This is a genomic window from Methylophaga pinxianii (genome assembly GCF_020447225.1).
Lineage (GTDB): Bacteria > Pseudomonadota > Gammaproteobacteria > Nitrosococcales > Methylophagaceae > Methylophaga > Methylophaga pinxianii.
The window spans coordinates 1-18,162 of the sequence record NZ_JAJAEO010000154.1 but is presented as its reverse complement, the minus strand read 5'-3'; the positions used below and the strand labels follow the sequence as shown (position 1 = coordinate 18,162).

Sequence of the window (18,162 nt, the reverse complement as noted above, 5' to 3'; positions counted from 1 at the left end):
AGACAGTATTTCCTACCTTAACGGCTTTTCAGCCTGACTTTACAACGGATCTTTTGAAAGATAACAAACTAAATTGCAGATGATAAAGTGGTCTGGACTTTTAATTTGTTTAGTGTACTATATATTTAGATTCTGTCATCTGCAAGTCATAAATGCATGATTAAATTGAATAATGAAATTGCAGGTAAGGATTTCTATTTTTAGTTAGTCACTAAATGCTTAGTGCAATAAACATTAGAGTTGATTATAAATATGAGCCAAGTAAAGACTGCGCCATTACCCATTGAGTTGTTGCAACCCACGGCCGATCTCGGTGCAGCCGTGCACAAACTTATTTCTGAATGCCCACCATTGGATACGAATTCAATGTATTGCAATTTATTGCAAAGCAGCCATTTCGCAGAAACCGCCGTTGCGGCCGTTCTCGATAATGAAGTGGTGGGATTTATCTCCGGTTATCGCATTCCTCTGCGTCCTGAAACATTATTTGTATGGCAGGTTGCTGTCGGCGAAAAAGCACGTGGTCAGGGGCTAGCCGGGAGAATGCTGAAAGCGATCCTGGCACGAGAACCTAATCGCGATATCAAACGGATCGAAACAACCATCACCCCTGACAACAAAGCTTCATGGGCCTTGTTTGAAAGTCTTGCTCGTAAGCTGGATACCGAAATAAGCAGTAGTATTATGTTTGATCGCCATCAGCATTTTGCGGATCAACACGATACTGAAATGCTCGTCAAAGTTGGCCCCTTCAAGCCAGTAGCCTAATACATAATAAATACAGGTCAGGAATGACCCAATTTTCAAAGGAGATAAAATCGAATGAAAATTTTTGAAGAGATTGAATCAGAGGTACGTTCATACGCTCGCGCTTTTCCACGGTTATTTGACAAAGCCCTTGGCGAGTTGATTTATGATGAAGATGGTAATGAATATATTGATTTTCTAGCGGGTGCAGGTTCGCTGAACTATGGTCACAACCATCCTGTTTTCAAAGAAAAACTGATTGATTACATTCAACGTGACGGTATTACTCAAGGTCTTGATTTACATACTCGTGCCAAGGGTGAGTTTTTAGAGAGTTTTAATGAAAATATCCTCAAACCACGAGACCTTGATTACATTGTGATGTTTACTGGTCCGACTGGTACCAATGCGGTAGAAGCTGCACTGAAAATAGCACGTAAAAAGACCGGTCGCGAAAACATTATCTCTTTTACTAATGGCTGGCACGGACAAAGTCTGGGTTCATTATCTGTCACAGGTAACTCAACTCATCGTGGTGGTGCCGGTATTGCTTTACATGGTTCAACACGCATTCCATACGATGGTTATCTGGGCGATGACTTTGACACCACCAATCTGCTTGACAAGATGTTGTCTGATTCCAGCAGTGGTGTTGATAAACCAGCAGCCGTTATTGTCGAAACCGTGCAGGGTGAGGGCGGTATTAACGCTGCGTCGATGACATGGTTACAAAGTCTTTCAGAAATCTGTAAACGCCATGAAGTACTGCTGATTGTTGATGATATTCAGGCCGGTTGTGGCCGTACTGGTACTTTCTTCAGTTTCGAAGAAGCCGGAATCTACCCTGATATCGTCACTTTATCAAAATCGTTAAGCGGATATGGTCTGCCGTTCGCCGTCGTGTTGATGAAACCGGAAGTCGATCAATGGTCTCCAGGTGAACATAACGGCACATTCCGTGGTAACAACCATGCGTTTGTGACGGCTAAAGCAGCACTGGACTATTTCTGGAAAGACGATACGTTTGCCAAAGAGGTACAACGTAAAGGCCAATACATTGCTGAGCGGGTCGATAGAATTGTTGCCAAATATGGTGAAGGTAACTTCAATTCTCATGGTCGGGGTATGTTCCGCGGTATTAACTGTGTGAGCGGCGATTTAGCTGGTCAGATTACGCGTAAATGTTTCCAGAACGGATTGATTATCGAAACCAGTGGTGCTGATGATCATGTGGTGAAATTCCTTTGCCCACTCACTATTAGCGATGCCAACCTGCAAAAGGGTATCGATATTCTGGAAAAAGCCATCAAAGAAGTTTGTGATAAGGCTGACAGCATTCCGGAAGAAAAAGACTTTTTCGAAGGTGATTATTCGGTAAGCGATGAAGCCAGCAAGTCCGATATGGTAGAGCCAGAAAACAATAAAGCAGCAAGTTAATCACTGGGCATTTCCATATTCATTATCCGGTGGGCGATCCTTCGCTCGCCGGGCATTATCAAGCATACTCAGAGGACAACATCATGATCGTCAGACAACTTCAAGAAGCTCAAAAAACCTCTCGTCGCATCGTTTCTCCAGATGGAAACTGGGAAAGCACACGTATGTTATTGAAAGACGACAAAATGGGGTTTTCATTCCATATCACAACTATTTATGCGGGTGCTGATTTCCGTATGCATTATCAGAATCACCTTGAATCAGTGTATTGCATCAGCGGTGAAGGTGAAGTGGAAACACTGGATGATGGCAAAGTCTACAAGATTACCCCCGGTACACTTTATAACTTGAATCAGCATGATCGTCACATTCTGCGCGCATTTAAAGAACTTCATCTTGCTTGCGTATTTAACCCGCCATTAAATGGGAAAGAGGTTCATAACGCTGAAGGTGCATATGAATTAGATGCTGAAGCAGTGACTGAATAAAAGGCACTGTAGCCTTTCTGGTAAAGCCCGGAATACAACGAATTAACAGAGAGTAGATATGCAATTTCATACGGTAGAAAAAATAGGCGGCACCTCGATGAGCGACTATGTCGCTGTGCGCGACAATATTATTCTGAAACCGGTCCATAACGAGTCAATTTACAATCGAGTGTTTGTTGTTTCAGCTTACGGTGGTATTACAAACCTTTTGCTTGAGCACAAAAAAAATGGCCAGGCTGGCGTCTATGCCGAATTTGCCAACAGCTTGAATGATGACAGCTGGAAGGAAGCGATGGAAAAGCTCAAAAAAGAGATATTTTCCATTAATCAGCAATTATTCAAAGATAAAAAAACATTGAAACTTGCCAATGATTTCATTGGCGTGCGTCTGGATGATGCAGAGCGTGTGTTGGCCGATTTACAACGCCTTTGTCAGCATGGTCACTTCGCTTTGGATATGCACTTGGCAACGGTAAGAGAAATGTTGGCCAGTATTGGTGAAGCTCATAGTGCATGGAATACGGCCACATTACTGAAAAAAGACAAGATAAATGCTCGATACGTTGACTTAACTGGTTGGCAAACTGACAAACACATGAAGCTGGATGAGCGGATTGACAAAGCGTTTGCCAAAATTGATCTGAGTAAAGAATTACCGATTGTAACGGGCTATGCTCACAGTGATGATGGATTGATGTCGACCTTTGATCGTGGTTACAGTGAGATGACTTTCAGTCGTATCGCTGTGTTAACCAAAGCCAACGAAGCGATCATCCATAAAGAATTTCATTTAAGTAGTGCTGATCCCCGCCTGGTGGGGGAAGACAATGCGGTACCGATTGGCCGGACCAATTATGATGTGGCTGATCAGTTAGCAAATCTGGGTATGGAAGCCATCCATCCCAAAGCGGCTAAAGGACTGCGTCAGAATAATATTCCATTGCGGGTTCGTAATACCTTTGAGCCTGAGCATGCCGGTACGTTGATTACCGGTGATTACATTAGTACTAAGCCCTGCGTGGAAATCATTGCTGGATGTAAACATGTTTATGCCTTTGAGCTATTTGATCAGGATATGGCAGGTAATATCGATACCTATGATCGTGAAATTCTGTTGCAGATCCGTAAAAACAAGGCTCACATTATTTCTAAAGATATCAATGCCAATACGATTACTCACTATCTGACGGCTAGCTTGAAGAATATTCGCCGGATTCGGGAAGCTTTGCAGGAGCAATTTCCTGAAGCAGAGATTAATCAGCAGAAAGTTGCCATCGTCTCGGCGATTGGTAGTGATATGAAAATCCCCGGAATTCTGGCACGTACGGTAAGTGCACTGGCTGAGAAAAATATCAGTGTATTAGCGATGCACCAGTCGATGCGTCAGGTGGATATGCAATTTATCATTGATGAAGATGACTATGCCGATGCGATTAAAAATCTGCACAGTTATCTCGTTGAAGTTCATGATCACGGAAGAGCTATATGCCTCGCTTCTTAATAGCGCTATGTATTTTGTGTTTGCCCTTTGTGGCAAATGCGGAGCCAGACCCTCAGGTAGCTCCGTTACCTGAGGCGCAAATCGAAAAATTTGAAGCCGAAGTCGATGTATTGGATGAACCGCTTTATTCGCCGTTTATTGAGCGCTATGTTTTAGATGAGTTGAAACAGCTTCGCACCGACATGGCAGCACAACGTAACGAAATGATTCAGCAGATTGTTAATCGGGAAATCAATGCGGTGGATAAAGCGGTGACCTATTCAACGAATACCGTCACCTATTTTTTCTATTTGATTGCCGGTGCAACTTCAATATTAGTGCTGGTTGGCTGGACTTCAATAAGAGAAATCAAGGAACGTGTTCATTCATTAGCTGATGAAGAAATTTCAAAACTGGTGACAGAATACGAACAGCGTTTGCATGCGATTGAGCAACAACTTAATCAGAAAACCCAGCATATTGAAGAAAATCGGGAAGAAATTGAGCGGACTCAGGAACTGCAATCACTCTGGTTACGCGCCGCACAGGAAAATACCGCATCGCATAAAATCGGTATTTATGATCATATTCTGAAAATAAAACGAGATGATTGCGAAGCATTAACCTATAAAGCTGATGCGGTACTGGAGTTGGGTGAACCTCAATGGGCTGCCAACTTGTGTCATCAGGCTTTATTGATTGATCCGCAAAACAGTCATGCTTTTTATCAGTTAGCCTGCGCATATACGGCCATGAATCAGTTTGAAGAAGCGCTACATTATCTTAAGGAAGCAATTTTTCGAAGTGAAAGTTACCGAGAAGAAATTTCCCAGGATCCTGCCTTGCAACCTCTACAAGAACATCCCGGATTACAAAAACTGTTATATCCGAGTGAAGAAATTCTCTAAACAATAAACCCGCCCAACTGGCGGGTTTATTGTTTCAGGCCGGCTAATAAATCGTTTTTCATGCCTTTGCTGAATGGATCTTGGCCAAACCAGATGTCGAAATAGGTCTTACCCAGTTGTGCATTATCACTTTGACTGAGTTGTATTCCATTTTTAAATAATACTAAACCTGTAGCGGCAGAAAACCGGATGTCGTAACGATCGCCTTCATCGGCTTGCTGATAACCTGCATTAAATTCCAGTAGTGCAGATTCAATCGACGCAAACGTATTCGCATCCAGATTACGTTTGAGTAATTCCACTGACGATTTTTGGAAGTCTTCGGCATCAAAACTACGTTTATAAATAAAAGAGAGTTGCAAAGGTTTGCTGGTCAGTTCGGTGTTGTCATTACACTGCTCACGATACAATGCTACATCGCCAAGGTTAAACAACATCACTTTAATGGGGACAGCAGAACACTGTTTTAAAGTATGATCATTCAGTCGTATTTCCGATTCAAAGCTGTTGGCGTGTACTGACTGAAAGACTGATAATAAAATGACAAAATAACGCTTTTTCATAATCGCTCCCGGATTTTTCTTAAGGAATAACCAATGATCGGTAAGTGCTGATAAAAGCCATCCACGCCATCCCAGAAATCCTGATGCAAAATAATTTTGCCTTGTTTGTCGAAACGTAATTGGCTGATCCCGATTGACTCACTTTCTACTTTTTTACCCATCACTGTAAATTGCATTCGCATTATCCAGCGGACATACATATCGTGCTCACTGTGGGCTATGTCCTGAACCTGAACTTCAAGCCAATCAACTTGTTGACCGGTTTGTTGCATGTAATTGATTAACGTATTCCTGTCAGTAATCGTACGAAAAGTATCGTTGAAATAAAGGGTTTCTGCGTAGGTTTCTCGAATGATAGATGCCACGTCATCATGTTGTGTCTTGTTAAAAACTTCAATAAAGCCATTAACGGCATCAGTGTTTGTAACTGGCCGGGAGGCACTTGACTGAAGCGCTTTCTGATAGTCGTTTACATAGGCACTTTGCATAGAGGTTCCGCTACAGGCTGAGATTAAAATGATGGGCGGCAACAACCACGTTAATCTCGCTGCTAGTGAATTGTTTAACATGATGTCATGTTCCATCAAAAGTTATGGCGTGTCTCATAAGAACGTAGAGTCTGTGAAAAGGAGGTGAAGAGTCTGTTTGGTGATGAAAGAGCAATAGACTCTAAATTCTTCACATGCAATTCACACTTTGCTGACTAAGCTTCACATCATCGAAAAAGAGACACTTCATGAAATCAATTCGACAATGGTTTGACAACGGTGAAGCCAGCTTTTCTGCGGCTGATCCAGACAATGCTGATACTGGCGTTGATTGGGTAAGAGTTATCCCATTTTTGCTGATGCATCTGGCTTGTCTGACAGTTATCTTTGTCGGGTTCTCGATGACGGCATTGCTTACGGCAATTGTTTTATATCTCATCAGAATGTTTGCGATAACAGCCTTTTATCACCGCTATTTTTCACACAAATCTTTTAAAACGTCGCGGACAGTTCAGTTTGTCTTTGCATCAATTGGTGCAAGTGCTACCCAGCGAGGCCCTTTATGGTGGGCCGCACATCATCGTCAGCATCATCGTCATGCAGATCAGCCAGCCGATCCTCATTCACCGAAACAAGGTTTTTTATGGAGTCATATGGGCTGGTTTCTCTCTACGAAGCACTATCAGGCGGATTATCGACTGGTGCCAGACTGGCAACGGTTTAAAGAATTACGCTGGTTGGATCGGTATGATTTGATGGTTCCGCTTTTGTTAGCTGTGTCGTTATTTATCAGTGGTGTAATGCTGGAAAAATATGCACCAGGATTAGAAACCAATGGTTGGCAAATGCTGGTATGGGGATATTTCATCTCAACCGTTGTGTTGTTACATGCCACCCTGATGATCAATTCCATGGCCCATCGCATTGGTAAAAAGCGCTACCAGACGGGCGATGAAAGTCGTAACAATTTTGTGTTGGCGCTAATTACGCTAGGAGAGGGCTGGCATAACAATCACCATCATTATCCGGTTTCTGTCCGGCAGGGTTTTTATTGGTGGGAAATTGATATCAGTTATTACGTTTTAAAAATGATGCAAAAACTTGGACTTATCTGGGATTTACGATCGGTGCCACTTCAAAAACGGGAAAGTAACAAAGTACTTCCGGAGGCAGGACTATGAAGATCGCTGTGGTAGGTGCGGGTATATCTGGCCTGAGCGCAGCGTATTACCTGGCAAAAAAACATGATGTAACAGTATTTGAAGCCAGTAATTACCTTGGCGGACATACCGATACGCATGCTGTAGAGCTGTCAGGAAAAATTTTCAATGTTGATACCGGTTTTATCGTTTTCAACCAACAGAACTATCCCAATTTCAGCCAGTTACTTAAGCAGCTAGGTGTAGAAAGTCAGCCGACAGAAATGAGTTTTAGTGTCAGCAATACAAAATCAGGCCTGGAATATAACGCGACGGATATCAATAGACTTTTTTGTCAGCGGCGTAATTTGGTCAATTATCGTTTCTATCGAATGTTATGGGATTTGGTCAGGTTTTATCGTGAAGCACCGCTGCTGTTGAACGAACAGGACGATGGCCTGACGCTGGGACAATATCTCTCTATCAACAATTACAGTGATATTTTTATTAATGATCACTTAATTCCAATGGCCTGTGCTTTATGGTCCGGGCCTAGTTTGTCGGTGGTGGATTTTCCCGCACAGTATTTTATCCGTTTTATGCATAACCATCATATGCTGTCTTTGACTGACAGACCTCAATGGCGAGTTGTGAAAGGAGGATCCAAAACCTATGTGGACTCGCTGGTAAGGCAGACTTCTGCAGAATTTATGACGGGTTCTCCGATACATCGCATAGAACGTAGTGCTCGTGGCGTGACATTGACAGTGCATGGCGAAAAACGTCATTTCGATAAAGTCATTATTGCCACACACGCGGATCAAGCCTTGCGTATGCTGGATCAACCCAGTGAAACAGAAGTGGCTGTTTTGGGGGGAATTGGATTTCAGGAAAACGAAATGCATTTGCATACCGACAGTCAAATATTACCGAGAAACCCTCTGGCATGGGCCAGTTGGAATGTACGAGTGGGGCCCGAACTGCAGCAACAATGCACGGTAAGTTATCACATGAATACTTTGCAAAGCTTGGATGCTCAGCAGGAGCTTATCGTGTCATTAAATTCGGGGCATTTAATTGATCCAAAGAAAGTTCTGGTCCATCGTCGTTATGCTCATCCCATCTATAATCTTTCTACACTTCATGCACAAAGGCGTTGGCAGGAAATTGCTGATACGCAACATACTTTTTACTGTGGAGCTTATTGGGGATGGGGGTTTCATGAAGATGGGGTCAGCAGTGCACTGCGTGTGATTGCAGCACTTGAAAACACTGAGCAGGAAGTGGCCAATGTTGCGTGATGGAATATATCGCGGCTGGGTGCACCATCAACGGCATCTGCCGCAAAATCATGCTTTTCAGTATCCATTAGCGATGTTGATGCTGGATCTTGACGAACTGCAAGCTCACTTTAAACGCTCACGATTCTGGTCTTTGGAACGCTTTAATCTTATCAGTTTTTATCGTAAGGATTACCTGCAATCCAGACAAACCGATTTGAAACAGGCGGTGATCGATCTGATTCACCAACGAAGCGGTGACACCTTCTCTGGCAAGGTTAAGATCCTCACGCATCCACGTTACCTGGGATTTATTTTCAATCCAGTGACGTTTTATTTCTGCTTTGAACAGGAACAACTGCATTTCATTGTCGCTGAAATTAACAATACGCCATGGAATGAGCGTTATGCCTATGTCTTGAAAGTGGATCAACAACAAAGTCAGCCATGGCGTTTTGATTTTGATAAACAGTTTCATATTTCACCGTTTATGCCTATGGATATTCAGTATCACTGGCGATTTCAGCTGGACAATGATGCTGTCAACATCAATATGGTATTGCTGCGCGAAGGCGAACGGCAGTTTGATGCCACTTTACAGGCTGATTTCCAGCCAATGACTGCCAGAAACATGCGCTGGTTACCCATTCGTTATCCGCTGCAAACTCTGCGTGTCGTGATGCGGATTTATTGGCAGGCATTACGTTTATGGGGAAAACATACACCCACCTTCAGTCATCCTGATCAGCAAGCAGAAACGACCAAACAGCCTGTGATACTGCACGGAGAGGATAAATGAGTAAATCGGCCGTTATTGAAACCCAAAAAAACAAAGTCAGCTGGTTATCGAAAATTTATGAAAAAGCGGTCATTCGTCAATTAAGCAGAATTCAGCATGGTCGTATTCATTTGCATACAGCGGACCACGTCTATGAACTGGGCGATCCACAAGCTGATTTATCCGTTTGTTTAACGGTTTACGACAGACATTTTTTTCAGGCCGTAGTACGTGGCGGCAGCGTGGGCGCTGCTGAATCGTATATGCATGGCGATTGGCAATGTAGTGATTTAACTGCGCTGGTGAGAATTCTGGTACGTAACCAATCATTGACAGATGAGCTTGAACAGGGCTTAGCCAGAGTTACCGGCACATTTTTAAAAGGCTTTCACTGGCTTAACCGCAACAGTCGCGATGGCAGTCGAAAAAACATCGCGGCACATTACGATTTGGGGAATGATTTATTCGAATTGTTTCTGGATAAAGACTGGATGATGTATTCGTCAGGTCTTTATTACACTGGAACCGAATCATTGGAGGTTGCCCAACAGCAAAAGCTGGCAAGGTTGTGTGACAAACTGGATTTACAACCTACCGATCATTTGCTCGAAATTGGTACGGGTTGGGGGGGCTGTGCGGTGTTTGCTGCGCAACATTATGGCTGTAAAGTCACCACAACAACGATTTCCCGGCAGCAATTTGATTATGCCGTGCAGCGGGTAGAAAAAGCCGGTTTAACAGATCAAGTAACCGTTCTGCTTGAGGATTACCGTGATTTGCAGGGGCAATATAACAAATTGATTTCTATTGAGATGGTTGAGGCAGTAGGGCATCACTATATCAATGAATATTTTCAGCGCTGTGCCGATTTATTAACACCTGATGGACTGGCCATAATTCAGGCGATTACGCTTGAAGATCATCGTTATGCCCAGGCAGTCAAGTCAGTGGACTTTATCAAGCGTTATATTTTCCCGGGCAGCTTTATTCCCAGTGTGACGGTACTGAGTAATGCAGCAGCTAAAGCCAAACTGAAGCTGACCAGTCTTGAGGATATTGGCCCCAGTTATGCTATTACCCTGGCAACCTGGCGGGAACGCTTCAATGCTTCTCTCGATAAAGTCCGGATCATGGGTTATCCAGAGGCTTTTATCCGCATGTGGGAGTTTTATTTGTGTTACTGCGAAGGTGGTTTTGCCGAACGCAGTATCAGTGACGTGCATTTATTATTCAGTAAAGCGGGCAATCGTCGTGCACAGTGGTGTCCTGCTTATGCCTGAACGGCTGACAATGGTTAACTTTGTTTTATTTCAACTCGGCTGGTTTGTATGTGTGTTGAGTGGCGCGGCTGATTTAAATTCACCGGCGGTGCTGTTTTCACTGGCAGTGGTAATTTTTCATTTTCGTTACTACCCATGGAAACAGACGGATTATAAATTGCTACTGGCGGCGATTGTCATCGGTGTCATGCTGGATTCCAGCTGGTCTGCCTGGAATTTGATGGCCTATCAGGCACAAACAATTGAACCGCTTGCCCCCTGGTGGATATGGTGTTTGTGGATCAATTTTGCCTTAACCCTTAATCACTCGATGTCATGGTTATTAAGACGTCGAGTACTGGCTGGAATATTTTCAGCGGTTGCCAGCCCTGTTTCCTATTACGCGGGAAGTCAATTAGGTGCTTTGCAATGGCTGCAACCTGAGCTGCTGGTTGTGTTATTAAGCATCAGCTGGGGGCTGGCTATTCCATTATTACTGACATTGGCCACTTATTGGCGCAAACAGGAGTCAGGTAAACATGCTGTGGTTTAGTCTTTTGATCGTTTCTTTGATAATGCTAGTTGGTTGGAGCTGGCAACTTCGTAGCAAAAATGCTGGCATTGTTGATGTGTTGTGGGCATTTTCACTGAGTCTTTTGGCACTATTCCATTTGCTAACCAGTGATGGCTATTTGCCTTTGGCTATTCTGGCATCCAGCATCATGCTGTGTTGGTATTTACGCTTGGGAATACATCTTGCTCGCCGGGTCTTGGGAGAAGATGAGGATGGGCGATATAAGTACCTGAGAGAATATTGGGGACAGAAAACCAACATTTACCATTTTTTCTTTTTTCAGTTTCAGGCTTTATTAGCGTGGGGATTTGCCCTTCCAGTTTGGGTTATCAGCCAAGGAGAAATTGAATCTTTAGGTGTTGCGCAATATGCCGGTCTTGCAGTAGCCATTATTGCTATCACTGGCGTCACGCTCGCTGATAATCAATTGGCTAATTTCAAGGCCAACCCGAAAAACAAAGGTGAAGTCTGTGAAACAGGCTTGTGGAATTATTCCAGACATCCAAATTACTTTTTCGAGTGGCTGCACTGGTTTACTTATCCATTATTAGCGATTGGCATTGAAAACGCGCTCTGGCTATGGCTGGCGCCACTGGTCATGCTGTTATTTCTTTATTTTATTACCGGTATACCCTACACCGAACAACAAGCGATTCGCAGTCGTGGGGATAAATATCGCCGATATCAACAAACAACCAGTGCATTTATTCCCTGGAGGAAAAAAACATGAGCTTAATTACCATTGCTGAAAAAGGTCTGGTGCCAGATCTGTTGATCAGAGTCGGTATTCGCCGGTTACTTAAGCAAAGACTCCACGATGAAAACGCTTATGATCCCGAAGCGGCGAGTGACATTAAAAATCAGTGTATTGAGATGTTGCGTGAAAGCCCGATAGCTATAGAAACCCAGGCCGCCAATGAACAGCATTACGAAGTGCCCGCTGAGTTTTATCAACTGTCATTAGGTAAACACCTGAAATACAGTAGCTGCTGGTGGGATGACTATACTTTATCGCTGGATCAAGCTGAGAAGGCCATGTTGGATATTTATATCGAGCGGGGCGATTTCAAAAATGGTCAGACCATTCTGGAGCTGGGCTGTGGTTGGGGTTCGTTGACGTTGTATCTGGCTGAGCGTTTTCCCTTCTCGCGAATAACGGCAGTATCCAACTCAAATTCACAACGTGAATACATTGAAAAGCAAGCATTTGCTCGTGGATTAACTAATATCAATATTATTACCTGTGATGTAAATGAATTGGAACTGGACAGTCAGTTTGATCGGATTGTATCGATTGAAATGTTTGAGCATATGCGTAATTACCAGCAGCTGTTGGATAAAGTCAGTCGTTGGTTAAATGCTGAAGGTAAATTATTTGTACATATTTTTTGTCACCGTAGCGTGGTCTATCCCTTTGAAACAGAAGGTGATGATAACTGGATGGGACGCTACTTTTTTACTGGTGGGCTGATGCCTTCAGCAGATACATTGTTACATTTTCAGGATGCATTGCAGATTGAAAAACAATGGTTGGTTAATGGCCGTCATTACCAAAAAACCGCTGAGGCCTGGCTGGACAATACTGATAAAAATGCAAAACAGATCAAGGCTTTATTTGACCAAACTTATGGCAAGGATAAGGGCGCTATTTGGTTACAACGCTGGCGGCTATTCTTTATGGCATGTGCCGAGTTATTTGGTTATCGTGATGGAACTGAATGGTTAGTCACACACTATTTGTTTTCCAAGCGAGTAAACTGAAAGCATGGCCAAATCCAAAACCAATCTGCACGCCAAGCTGGTTAAAGTCTTTCTGATTCAGATTGGCTTGATCAGCCTGGTCGCCATTGCGGGTATTTATGCGGCTAAAGCAACCTTAGAGGATGTTCTGGTGCGTGCTGCTTTGGAAGGTGAGGCCCAACATTTCTGGGATATGCGAGCAGAAGATCCATCATTTCCATTACCCAATACTATGAATTTGAAAGCCTATATGGCCGAGGAAAATGACTATTCGGCATTGCCGCCACCCTTGCAAGAACTCGGTCCTGGGCTGCAACGAGCAGAATTTGCAGGGCAGCAACCCATCGTATATGTCGAAGACAAGGGCAACAGGCGTTTATACCTTATTTTTGATGAAGTAAAAGTATCCCGGTTGGCCCTGGTATTTGGTTTATTACCACTGGCAATGGTATTGGTCGTTCTGTATTTATTGGCCTGGATTGCCTATCGACAATCTCATAAAGCTGTATCACCCATCATGAAATTATCGCGGGCTGTTAATGACGTCGACTTTCGTGAGGGAAATTTTCCACAGTTGGATCTCGATGAATTACGCAATATTCCTGATGATGAAGTTTCCAGTCTGGTTCGGGCGCTCGACGAATTTACTAATCGCCTGGAACAGTTTGTTGAACGTGAACGAAACTTTACTCGCGACGTGAGTCACGAGTTAAGAACACCGATAGCAGTGGTTCGTGGTGCATTGGAACTGGTTGAACGTAAATACGGTGACCAGGCTGTCACGGAAATGAATCGTATGTATCGCACGCTGACGGATATGGAATCTTTGATCGAAACCTTGTTGCTGCTAGCAAGAGAGCAGGTTGAGGCATTACCGTTACGCGAAGTGACCGTAAATGATCTGATAGCAGCTGAACTGGATAATCTGCGAATTATCCATCACGATAAACCGATTACAGTGAATATTGAAGAGTCGGGCATCTTAGTTGTGCAGGCTGCGGAACGTGTCTTGCCTATCTTAATTGGCAACCTTCTGCGCAATGCCTTTAATTACACATTACGTGGCAATATTACCGTATCTATCCGCTCAAATGGCTTTTCAGTAGCTGACAGTGGTATTGGCATGGATCGTGACCAAATACAAAAAGTGTTTAAACCTTTTTTTCGAGCGGATGAAAAACAACAGGCAACAGGATATGGCATTGGTATGACTATTGTTAAACGGCTGTGTAACCGTTATGAGTGGAACCTGCGCTTGTCCAGCAAGATGGGGGAGGGGACTGAGGTCAGTGTTCATTTTCCCAAGGCACAATTTCGCAGTCGGTAATTATTTTTGTTAAAGATTTGATGCAACCAGCATCTCATTTTTTAGAGATCATCTTCACTACAAAGTTTATATCCCACGCCAGGCAGGGTATGCATTAACTGGTTTTGGAAGGGTTTATCCAGACTTTTACGCAGGTTATAAAGGTGGCTGCGTAAAGTATCACTATCCGGGGCATCATCTCCCCAAACTTCAGCTTCCAGACGTTCACGGCTGACGATTTTAGGGGACTCACGCATGAGGATCCGTAATATGTGTAATGTGATTGGTGAGAGTTTTATCACTTGATTACCACGCATCACCCGCATGGTATCCAAATCATAAGTAAGATCGGCTACAGTGAGTTTTCCACCTTCCATTTCGCCCCGTTGTCGTCTGATCATAGCGATCAGACGTACTTCCAGTTCACGCATTTCAAAGGGTTTAATCAGATAGTCGTCGGCACCCAAATCAAAACCGTTTACCTTGTCATTAATCGTGTCACGAGCTGTCAGCATAATAATCGGGGTATGCAGATGCATTTCCTGGCGTAATCTCCGGCATACTTCAAAGCCATCAATCCCTGGCAACATGACATCCAGAACGATGGCATCATAATGATGTTCTTCACATAACTGTAAAGCCGTGATGCCGTCAGTCGCAAAATCGACGGTAAATCCGCCCACTTCCAGGTAATCACCTACATTTGCAGCTAAATCCCGATGATCTTCGACAATTAAAACGGTTGCAGATATTGCTTTCATAACGTTCTCTTAAGGCCTGATAGAGCTACGTTACGATGTAAATTACTTCACCGCAAGTAACATTTTTGGGAATTTCTCCCAAAAATTATCATAAGGTGTTTGACTAATTAAATAACAATCATTATCATTTACATCAAGATTATTTAATAAGGTTATTTTCATGATAGTTTGTGTATGCAACAACGTGAATGTTGATAAAGTGAAAGCATCAATCGATGCTGGCGCAGGCACTGTGGAAGCTATCCGTGAATCGACGGGTGCGGCAGCGTGTTGTGGTAAATGCCAGTTTAAAGTGAATCGCGTATTACAACAACATGCCCCACAAGCAAATGATCAAGACAACTTCATGGTTGCTCAGTCTGTCAGTGCGTCACGTTAATACTGCGCAGATAACTTTTCCTTTTCGATCCCTCACTCATCTCTTCTTTACAACAGATTTTTTACTGGATCATTTTGTGATTTTTGGGTTCTCCAACAAGTCACTAATTTAGCTAGCTTTAATTGTTAATTTTCAATTTTTATTCTCCTGCTGAAAAGAATGTAGATGATAATTGTTATCATTTGTCTTTAATATCAATAACTTATCTTTGACTTTTAGGATTATTCAACCATAATCGACACTATTGAATCATGAGAGAGGGATTATTCGATGAAAGGCGATAAAAAAGTTATTGAGCTGCTGAATAAAGTATTAGGTAATGAGCTGATAGCGATTAACCAATATTTCTTGCACGCCAAAATGTACAAAGATTGGGGGCTGAAAAACCTCTATGAACATGAATATCATGAATCCATTGACGAAATGAAACATGCCGACGCGCTTACCGAGCGTGTTTTATTTCTGGAAGGTTTACCGAATCTCCAGGAACTCGGTGCTTTACGTATCGGTGAAAATACCCGTGAGATGCTTGAAGCGGATCTTTCATTGGAACTGGATGCCATTCCTGATTTGAAGGAAGGTATTCAATATTGCGAACAGATTGCTGACTATGTGACTCGAGATTTATTCAAAAAAATTCTCGAATCGGAAGAAGATCATGTCGACTGGTTGGAAACCCAATTAGGATTAATTGATAAGATGGGTATCGAAAACTACCATCAGGCACAAATTGTTAAAGAAGCAGAGTAGTTATCTCAAGTTTTAATACAAAGCCCCATCAGTTTGGCTGATGGGGCTTTTTTATGGACTATTAATTGATTGACGCATTTGAGCCGGTTTTAGTTAATCCGACTTGCATATCGTTAAACTGAATCAATCCTTGCTCATTTTCGTATACCGGTTCATTTTCTAACCAGATGAGTTCTTCTCTGGTAAGCATATCGAATGCTTCGGCTAAGCAGGCTTTATCAGCATGCGAGTCACTATCAAAGTGAGCAACTTTGGAAATCAGCGTGTTTAAGTTCATCTGAAAGTTTTCTGATAAAAGCAGAATATCAATAAGTTGTTGTGCATATTCTTCACTCATTTAAAACGTCCTCCTTAGAGTGTCATTATCTCTGCAGAATTTAGAGGTGCTAAAGCTTATATAACCGTTTGCAGGCTTGCTCACCATTGCTAAGCAAGACAACATTCCTGTGCACACATTTATCTGCCCAGCGTGAGTCATTAGTGTTCACTTTGATGGACTTATAAAAGGGAGCATTTTCAAGGTCGGGATCATCAAAAGTATATATTTCAATATCTTCATTGGCCCATCTACCTGACCATGCATTGGTGGCACCGACTAACTGAAAATACTGTTGTTGTTCTTTTTTAAAGCCTGCAGCTTCAAGTTCAGCAAAGGTTAAATCGGTGCTATTGGAAGAGCAGGCGACACAAAATACAAAAATAATCATGCTCAGTTTCTTGTACATAAGTCCCCTCTGGGTTGTATGGGAATCATTCAGGAGCAGTCGAGGAAAAAAGAAGGATGTTTGGCAGAAGCAGGCTTGGAAGGTTTAATACCCGCAAGCAGAAGATATTTTGTCTGACGGTTTGACTATAACATCTGCCCATGGGTATGCAAATACTACTCGGTACAGAGAGATAAGAACGGGTTGATATTTTAAAGATTGAGCAGTGTAGGGTGGCAGTGTTTCTGGAAAAGTTTGCCAATTTGGGATAAATGCTTATGCAACGCCGAAATATAATAGGGCCAGTTGGTATTTTGCTCATTCTAAAGGAATTCTCATGATTAATGCTTATGCTGCATTGACGCCGGGTGCTAAATTGACTGCCTATCAATATGAGCCCGCTCCGCTTGGAGCGCATGAGGTTGAGATAGAGGTTCGTTATTGTGGCATCTGTCATAGTGATATCAGCATCATTGACGATGATTGGGGTATGTCGAGCTATCCGGTTATTGCGGGTCACGAGGTTGTCGGAACGGTGATTCAGCTTGGTACTGCGGTAAATGACTTGAAAGTCGGACAAACCGTTGGATTAGGTTGGTACGCCGATTATTGTGAAACCTGTGAACAATGCCAAAACGGTGATGAAAATATCTGTTCAGATTTAACACCGACCATTGTTGGTCATCATGGCGGGTTTGCCGATAAAGTTCGAGCTAATGCCAATAGTGTGATTCCATTACCCGATAGTATTGATCTGATGTCCGCTGGGCCTTTGCTATGTGGAGGCTTGACCGTGTTTAATCCTCTGATTCAATTTGATATCAAACCCACTGACAAGGTGGCAGTTATCGGTATTGGAGGGTTAGGCCACTTGGCACTGCAATTTCTCAAAGCATGGGGATGTGAAGTTAGCGCATTTACCAGCCAAACAAAATTACAGGAAGCCCTGACGATGGGAGCCCACTACACTGTTGACTCTCGTGACAGTAATGTCATGGCTGCCTTGCCAAGAAAATTTGATCTGATTTTGTCTACCGTCAATGTCAAATTGGACTGGAATTTATATCTGAGTAAGTTAAAACCAAAAGGACGGCTGCACTTTGTCGGTGCCACCATGGCACCTTTGGATATTAGTGTATTTAACCTGACGGAAGCACAAAGAAGTATTTCCGGTTCAGATACAGGCAGTATGCAAACCTGTGGCAAAATGTTGGAATTTGCTCAGCGGCACCAGGTAAAACCTGTGATCGAAATCTATCCGTTTGAACAAATAAATGAGGCTATTGAAAAATTGCGTACTGGCGACGTGCGTTATCGAATAGTGCTAGCGCGTTAACATCAAAAGAATAACGGTTACAGAGTTCATTGATAGCAAAAAAAA

Annotated in this window: 21 protein-coding genes; 16 read left to right on the top strand and 5 right to left on the bottom strand. The window is 43.0% G+C overall.

All coding sequences use genetic code 11. The features are described 5' to 3' along the window. The first annotated feature begins 252 nt into the window (after nucleotides 1–252). The 5 genes from ectA (at nucleotide 253) to LGT40_RS04470 (ending at nucleotide 5,060) form a co-directional block, all read left to right on the top strand. Entirely contained in the window at nucleotides 253–768 is a 516-nt protein-coding gene (gene ectA / locus LGT40_RS04490) for a diaminobutyrate acetyltransferase (protein WP_226070045.1), read from the top strand. Nucleotides 769–822: 54 nt separating this feature from the next. After that, entirely contained in the window at nucleotides 823–2,184 is a 1,362-nt protein-coding gene (gene ectB, locus LGT40_RS04485; RefSeq protein WP_226070044.1) for a diaminobutyrate--2-oxoglutarate transaminase, read from the top strand. Nucleotides 2,185–2,267: 83 nt separating this feature from the next. Next, nucleotides 2,268–2,672, top strand: a complete 405-nt coding sequence (locus tag LGT40_RS04480) for an ectoine synthase (RefSeq protein WP_226070043.1) — start codon at nucleotides 2,268–2,270, stop codon at nucleotides 2,670–2,672. Between the two features lie 58 nt (nucleotides 2,673–2,730). Then, nucleotides 2,731–4,173 (top strand): aspartate kinase, encoded by a 1,443-nt coding sequence (locus tag LGT40_RS04475; protein ID WP_226070042.1) that lies wholly within the window; start codon nucleotides 2,731–2,733, stop codon nucleotides 4,171–4,173. Beyond that, complete coding sequence (locus tag LGT40_RS04470) at nucleotides 4,158–5,060, top strand: TPR end-of-group domain-containing protein (RefSeq protein ID WP_226070041.1); 903 nt, start codon at nucleotides 4,158–4,160, stop codon at nucleotides 5,058–5,060. The genes LGT40_RS04475 and LGT40_RS04470 overlap by 16 nt, the downstream gene beginning before the upstream one ends. 26 nt (nucleotides 5,061–5,086) lie before the next feature. Here LGT40_RS04470 and LGT40_RS04465 read toward each other — a convergent pair whose 3' ends face one another. After that, nucleotides 5,087–5,623, bottom strand: a complete 537-nt coding sequence (locus LGT40_RS04465) for a chalcone isomerase family protein (protein ID WP_226070040.1) — start codon at nucleotides 5,621–5,623, stop codon at nucleotides 5,087–5,089. Next, the gene (locus tag LGT40_RS04460) at nucleotides 5,620–6,111 is read right to left on the bottom strand and encodes a nuclear transport factor 2 family protein (protein ID WP_226070039.1); all 492 of its coding nucleotides are present in this window, start codon (nucleotides 6,109–6,111) and stop codon (nucleotides 5,620–5,622) included. The genes LGT40_RS04465 and LGT40_RS04460 overlap by 4 nt, the downstream gene beginning before the upstream one ends. Before the next feature lie 248 nt (nucleotides 6,112–6,359). On the opposite strand from LGT40_RS04460, the gene LGT40_RS04455 reads away from it, so the two are divergent. Genes LGT40_RS04455 through LGT40_RS04420 form a run of 8 tightly spaced genes read left to right on the top strand, consistent with a single transcriptional unit; the run spans nucleotide 6,360 to nucleotide 14,208 of the window. After that, complete coding sequence (locus tag LGT40_RS04455) at nucleotides 6,360–7,292, top strand: acyl-CoA desaturase (protein ID WP_226070038.1); 933 nt, start codon at nucleotides 6,360–6,362, stop codon at nucleotides 7,290–7,292. Continuing rightward, nucleotides 7,289–8,551: an NAD(P)/FAD-dependent oxidoreductase gene (locus LGT40_RS04450; RefSeq protein ID WP_226070037.1), complete on the top strand. Its 1,263-nt coding sequence runs from the start codon at nucleotides 7,289–7,291 to the stop codon at nucleotides 8,549–8,551. Before LGT40_RS04455 ends, LGT40_RS04450 begins: the two co-directional genes overlap by 4 nt. Beyond that, nucleotides 8,541–9,329: a DUF1365 domain-containing protein gene (locus tag LGT40_RS04445; RefSeq protein ID WP_226070036.1), complete on the top strand. Its 789-nt coding sequence runs from the start codon at nucleotides 8,541–8,543 to the stop codon at nucleotides 9,327–9,329. The genes LGT40_RS04450 and LGT40_RS04445 overlap by 11 nt, the downstream gene beginning before the upstream one ends. Further along, nucleotides 9,326–10,588, top strand: a complete 1,263-nt coding sequence (locus tag LGT40_RS04440; RefSeq protein ID WP_226070035.1) for an SAM-dependent methyltransferase — start codon at nucleotides 9,326–9,328, stop codon at nucleotides 10,586–10,588. The genes LGT40_RS04445 and LGT40_RS04440 overlap by 4 nt, the downstream gene beginning before the upstream one ends. Continuing rightward, on the top strand, nucleotides 10,581–11,120 hold the full coding sequence (locus tag LGT40_RS04435; RefSeq protein ID WP_226070034.1) for a DUF2878 domain-containing protein: 540 nt from the start codon (nucleotides 10,581–10,583) through the stop codon (nucleotides 11,118–11,120). The genes LGT40_RS04440 and LGT40_RS04435 overlap by 8 nt, the downstream gene beginning before the upstream one ends. After that, nucleotides 11,107–11,871 carry a DUF1295 domain-containing protein gene (locus LGT40_RS04430; protein WP_226070032.1) on the top strand — a complete coding sequence of 255 codons (765 nt, stop codon included), beginning with the start codon at nucleotides 11,107–11,109 and terminating at the stop codon, nucleotides 11,869–11,871. Before LGT40_RS04435 ends, LGT40_RS04430 begins: the two co-directional genes overlap by 14 nt. Further along, complete coding sequence (locus LGT40_RS04425) at nucleotides 11,868–12,902, top strand: SAM-dependent methyltransferase (RefSeq protein WP_226070031.1); 1,035 nt, start codon at nucleotides 11,868–11,870, stop codon at nucleotides 12,900–12,902. Before LGT40_RS04430 ends, LGT40_RS04425 begins: the two co-directional genes overlap by 4 nt. A 4-nt stretch (nucleotides 12,903–12,906) precedes the next feature. Continuing rightward, the gene (locus LGT40_RS04420) at nucleotides 12,907–14,208 is read left to right on the top strand and encodes a sensor histidine kinase (protein WP_226070029.1); all 1,302 of its coding nucleotides are present in this window, start codon (nucleotides 12,907–12,909) and stop codon (nucleotides 14,206–14,208) included. Between the two features lie 41 nt (nucleotides 14,209–14,249). Here the strand turns inward: LGT40_RS04420 and LGT40_RS04415 are convergent, their stop codons facing one another. Further along, nucleotides 14,250–14,948 carry a response regulator transcription factor gene (locus LGT40_RS04415; RefSeq protein WP_226070028.1) on the bottom strand — a complete coding sequence of 233 codons (699 nt, stop codon included), beginning with the start codon at nucleotides 14,946–14,948 and terminating at the stop codon, nucleotides 14,250–14,252. 160 nt (nucleotides 14,949–15,108) lie between these two features. Between LGT40_RS04415 and LGT40_RS04410 the strand changes: the two genes are divergently transcribed. Together LGT40_RS04410 and bfr are read left to right on the top strand one after the other, a co-directional pair. Beyond that, nucleotides 15,109–15,327, top strand: coding sequence for a (2Fe-2S)-binding protein (locus LGT40_RS04410; protein WP_226070027.1), 219 nt, complete (start codon nucleotides 15,109–15,111; stop codon nucleotides 15,325–15,327). A 270-nt stretch (nucleotides 15,328–15,597) separates the two neighbouring features. Further along, a complete protein-coding gene (bfr, locus tag LGT40_RS04405; protein WP_226070026.1) occupies nucleotides 15,598–16,077 on the top strand; it encodes a bacterioferritin in 480 nt (159 codons plus the stop codon). A gap of 61 nt (nucleotides 16,078–16,138) precedes the next feature. Here bfr and LGT40_RS04400 read toward each other — a convergent pair whose 3' ends face one another. Both LGT40_RS04400 and LGT40_RS04395 read right to left on the bottom strand, forming a co-directional pair. Then, nucleotides 16,139–16,414 carry a hypothetical protein gene (locus LGT40_RS04400; protein ID WP_226070024.1) on the bottom strand — a complete coding sequence of 92 codons (276 nt, stop codon included), beginning with the start codon at nucleotides 16,412–16,414 and terminating at the stop codon, nucleotides 16,139–16,141. A gap of 49 nt (nucleotides 16,415–16,463) precedes the next feature. After that, nucleotides 16,464–16,802 (bottom strand): hypothetical protein, encoded by a 339-nt coding sequence (locus LGT40_RS04395; protein WP_226070023.1) that lies wholly within the window; start codon nucleotides 16,800–16,802, stop codon nucleotides 16,464–16,466. 316 nt (nucleotides 16,803–17,118) lie between these two features. Between LGT40_RS04395 and ahr the strand changes: the two genes are divergently transcribed. Beyond that, nucleotides 17,119–18,117, top strand: a complete 999-nt coding sequence (ahr, locus tag LGT40_RS04390; protein WP_226070022.1) for an NADPH-dependent aldehyde reductase Ahr — start codon at nucleotides 17,119–17,121, stop codon at nucleotides 18,115–18,117. The last annotated feature ends 45 nt before the right edge of the window (nucleotides 18,118–18,162 follow it).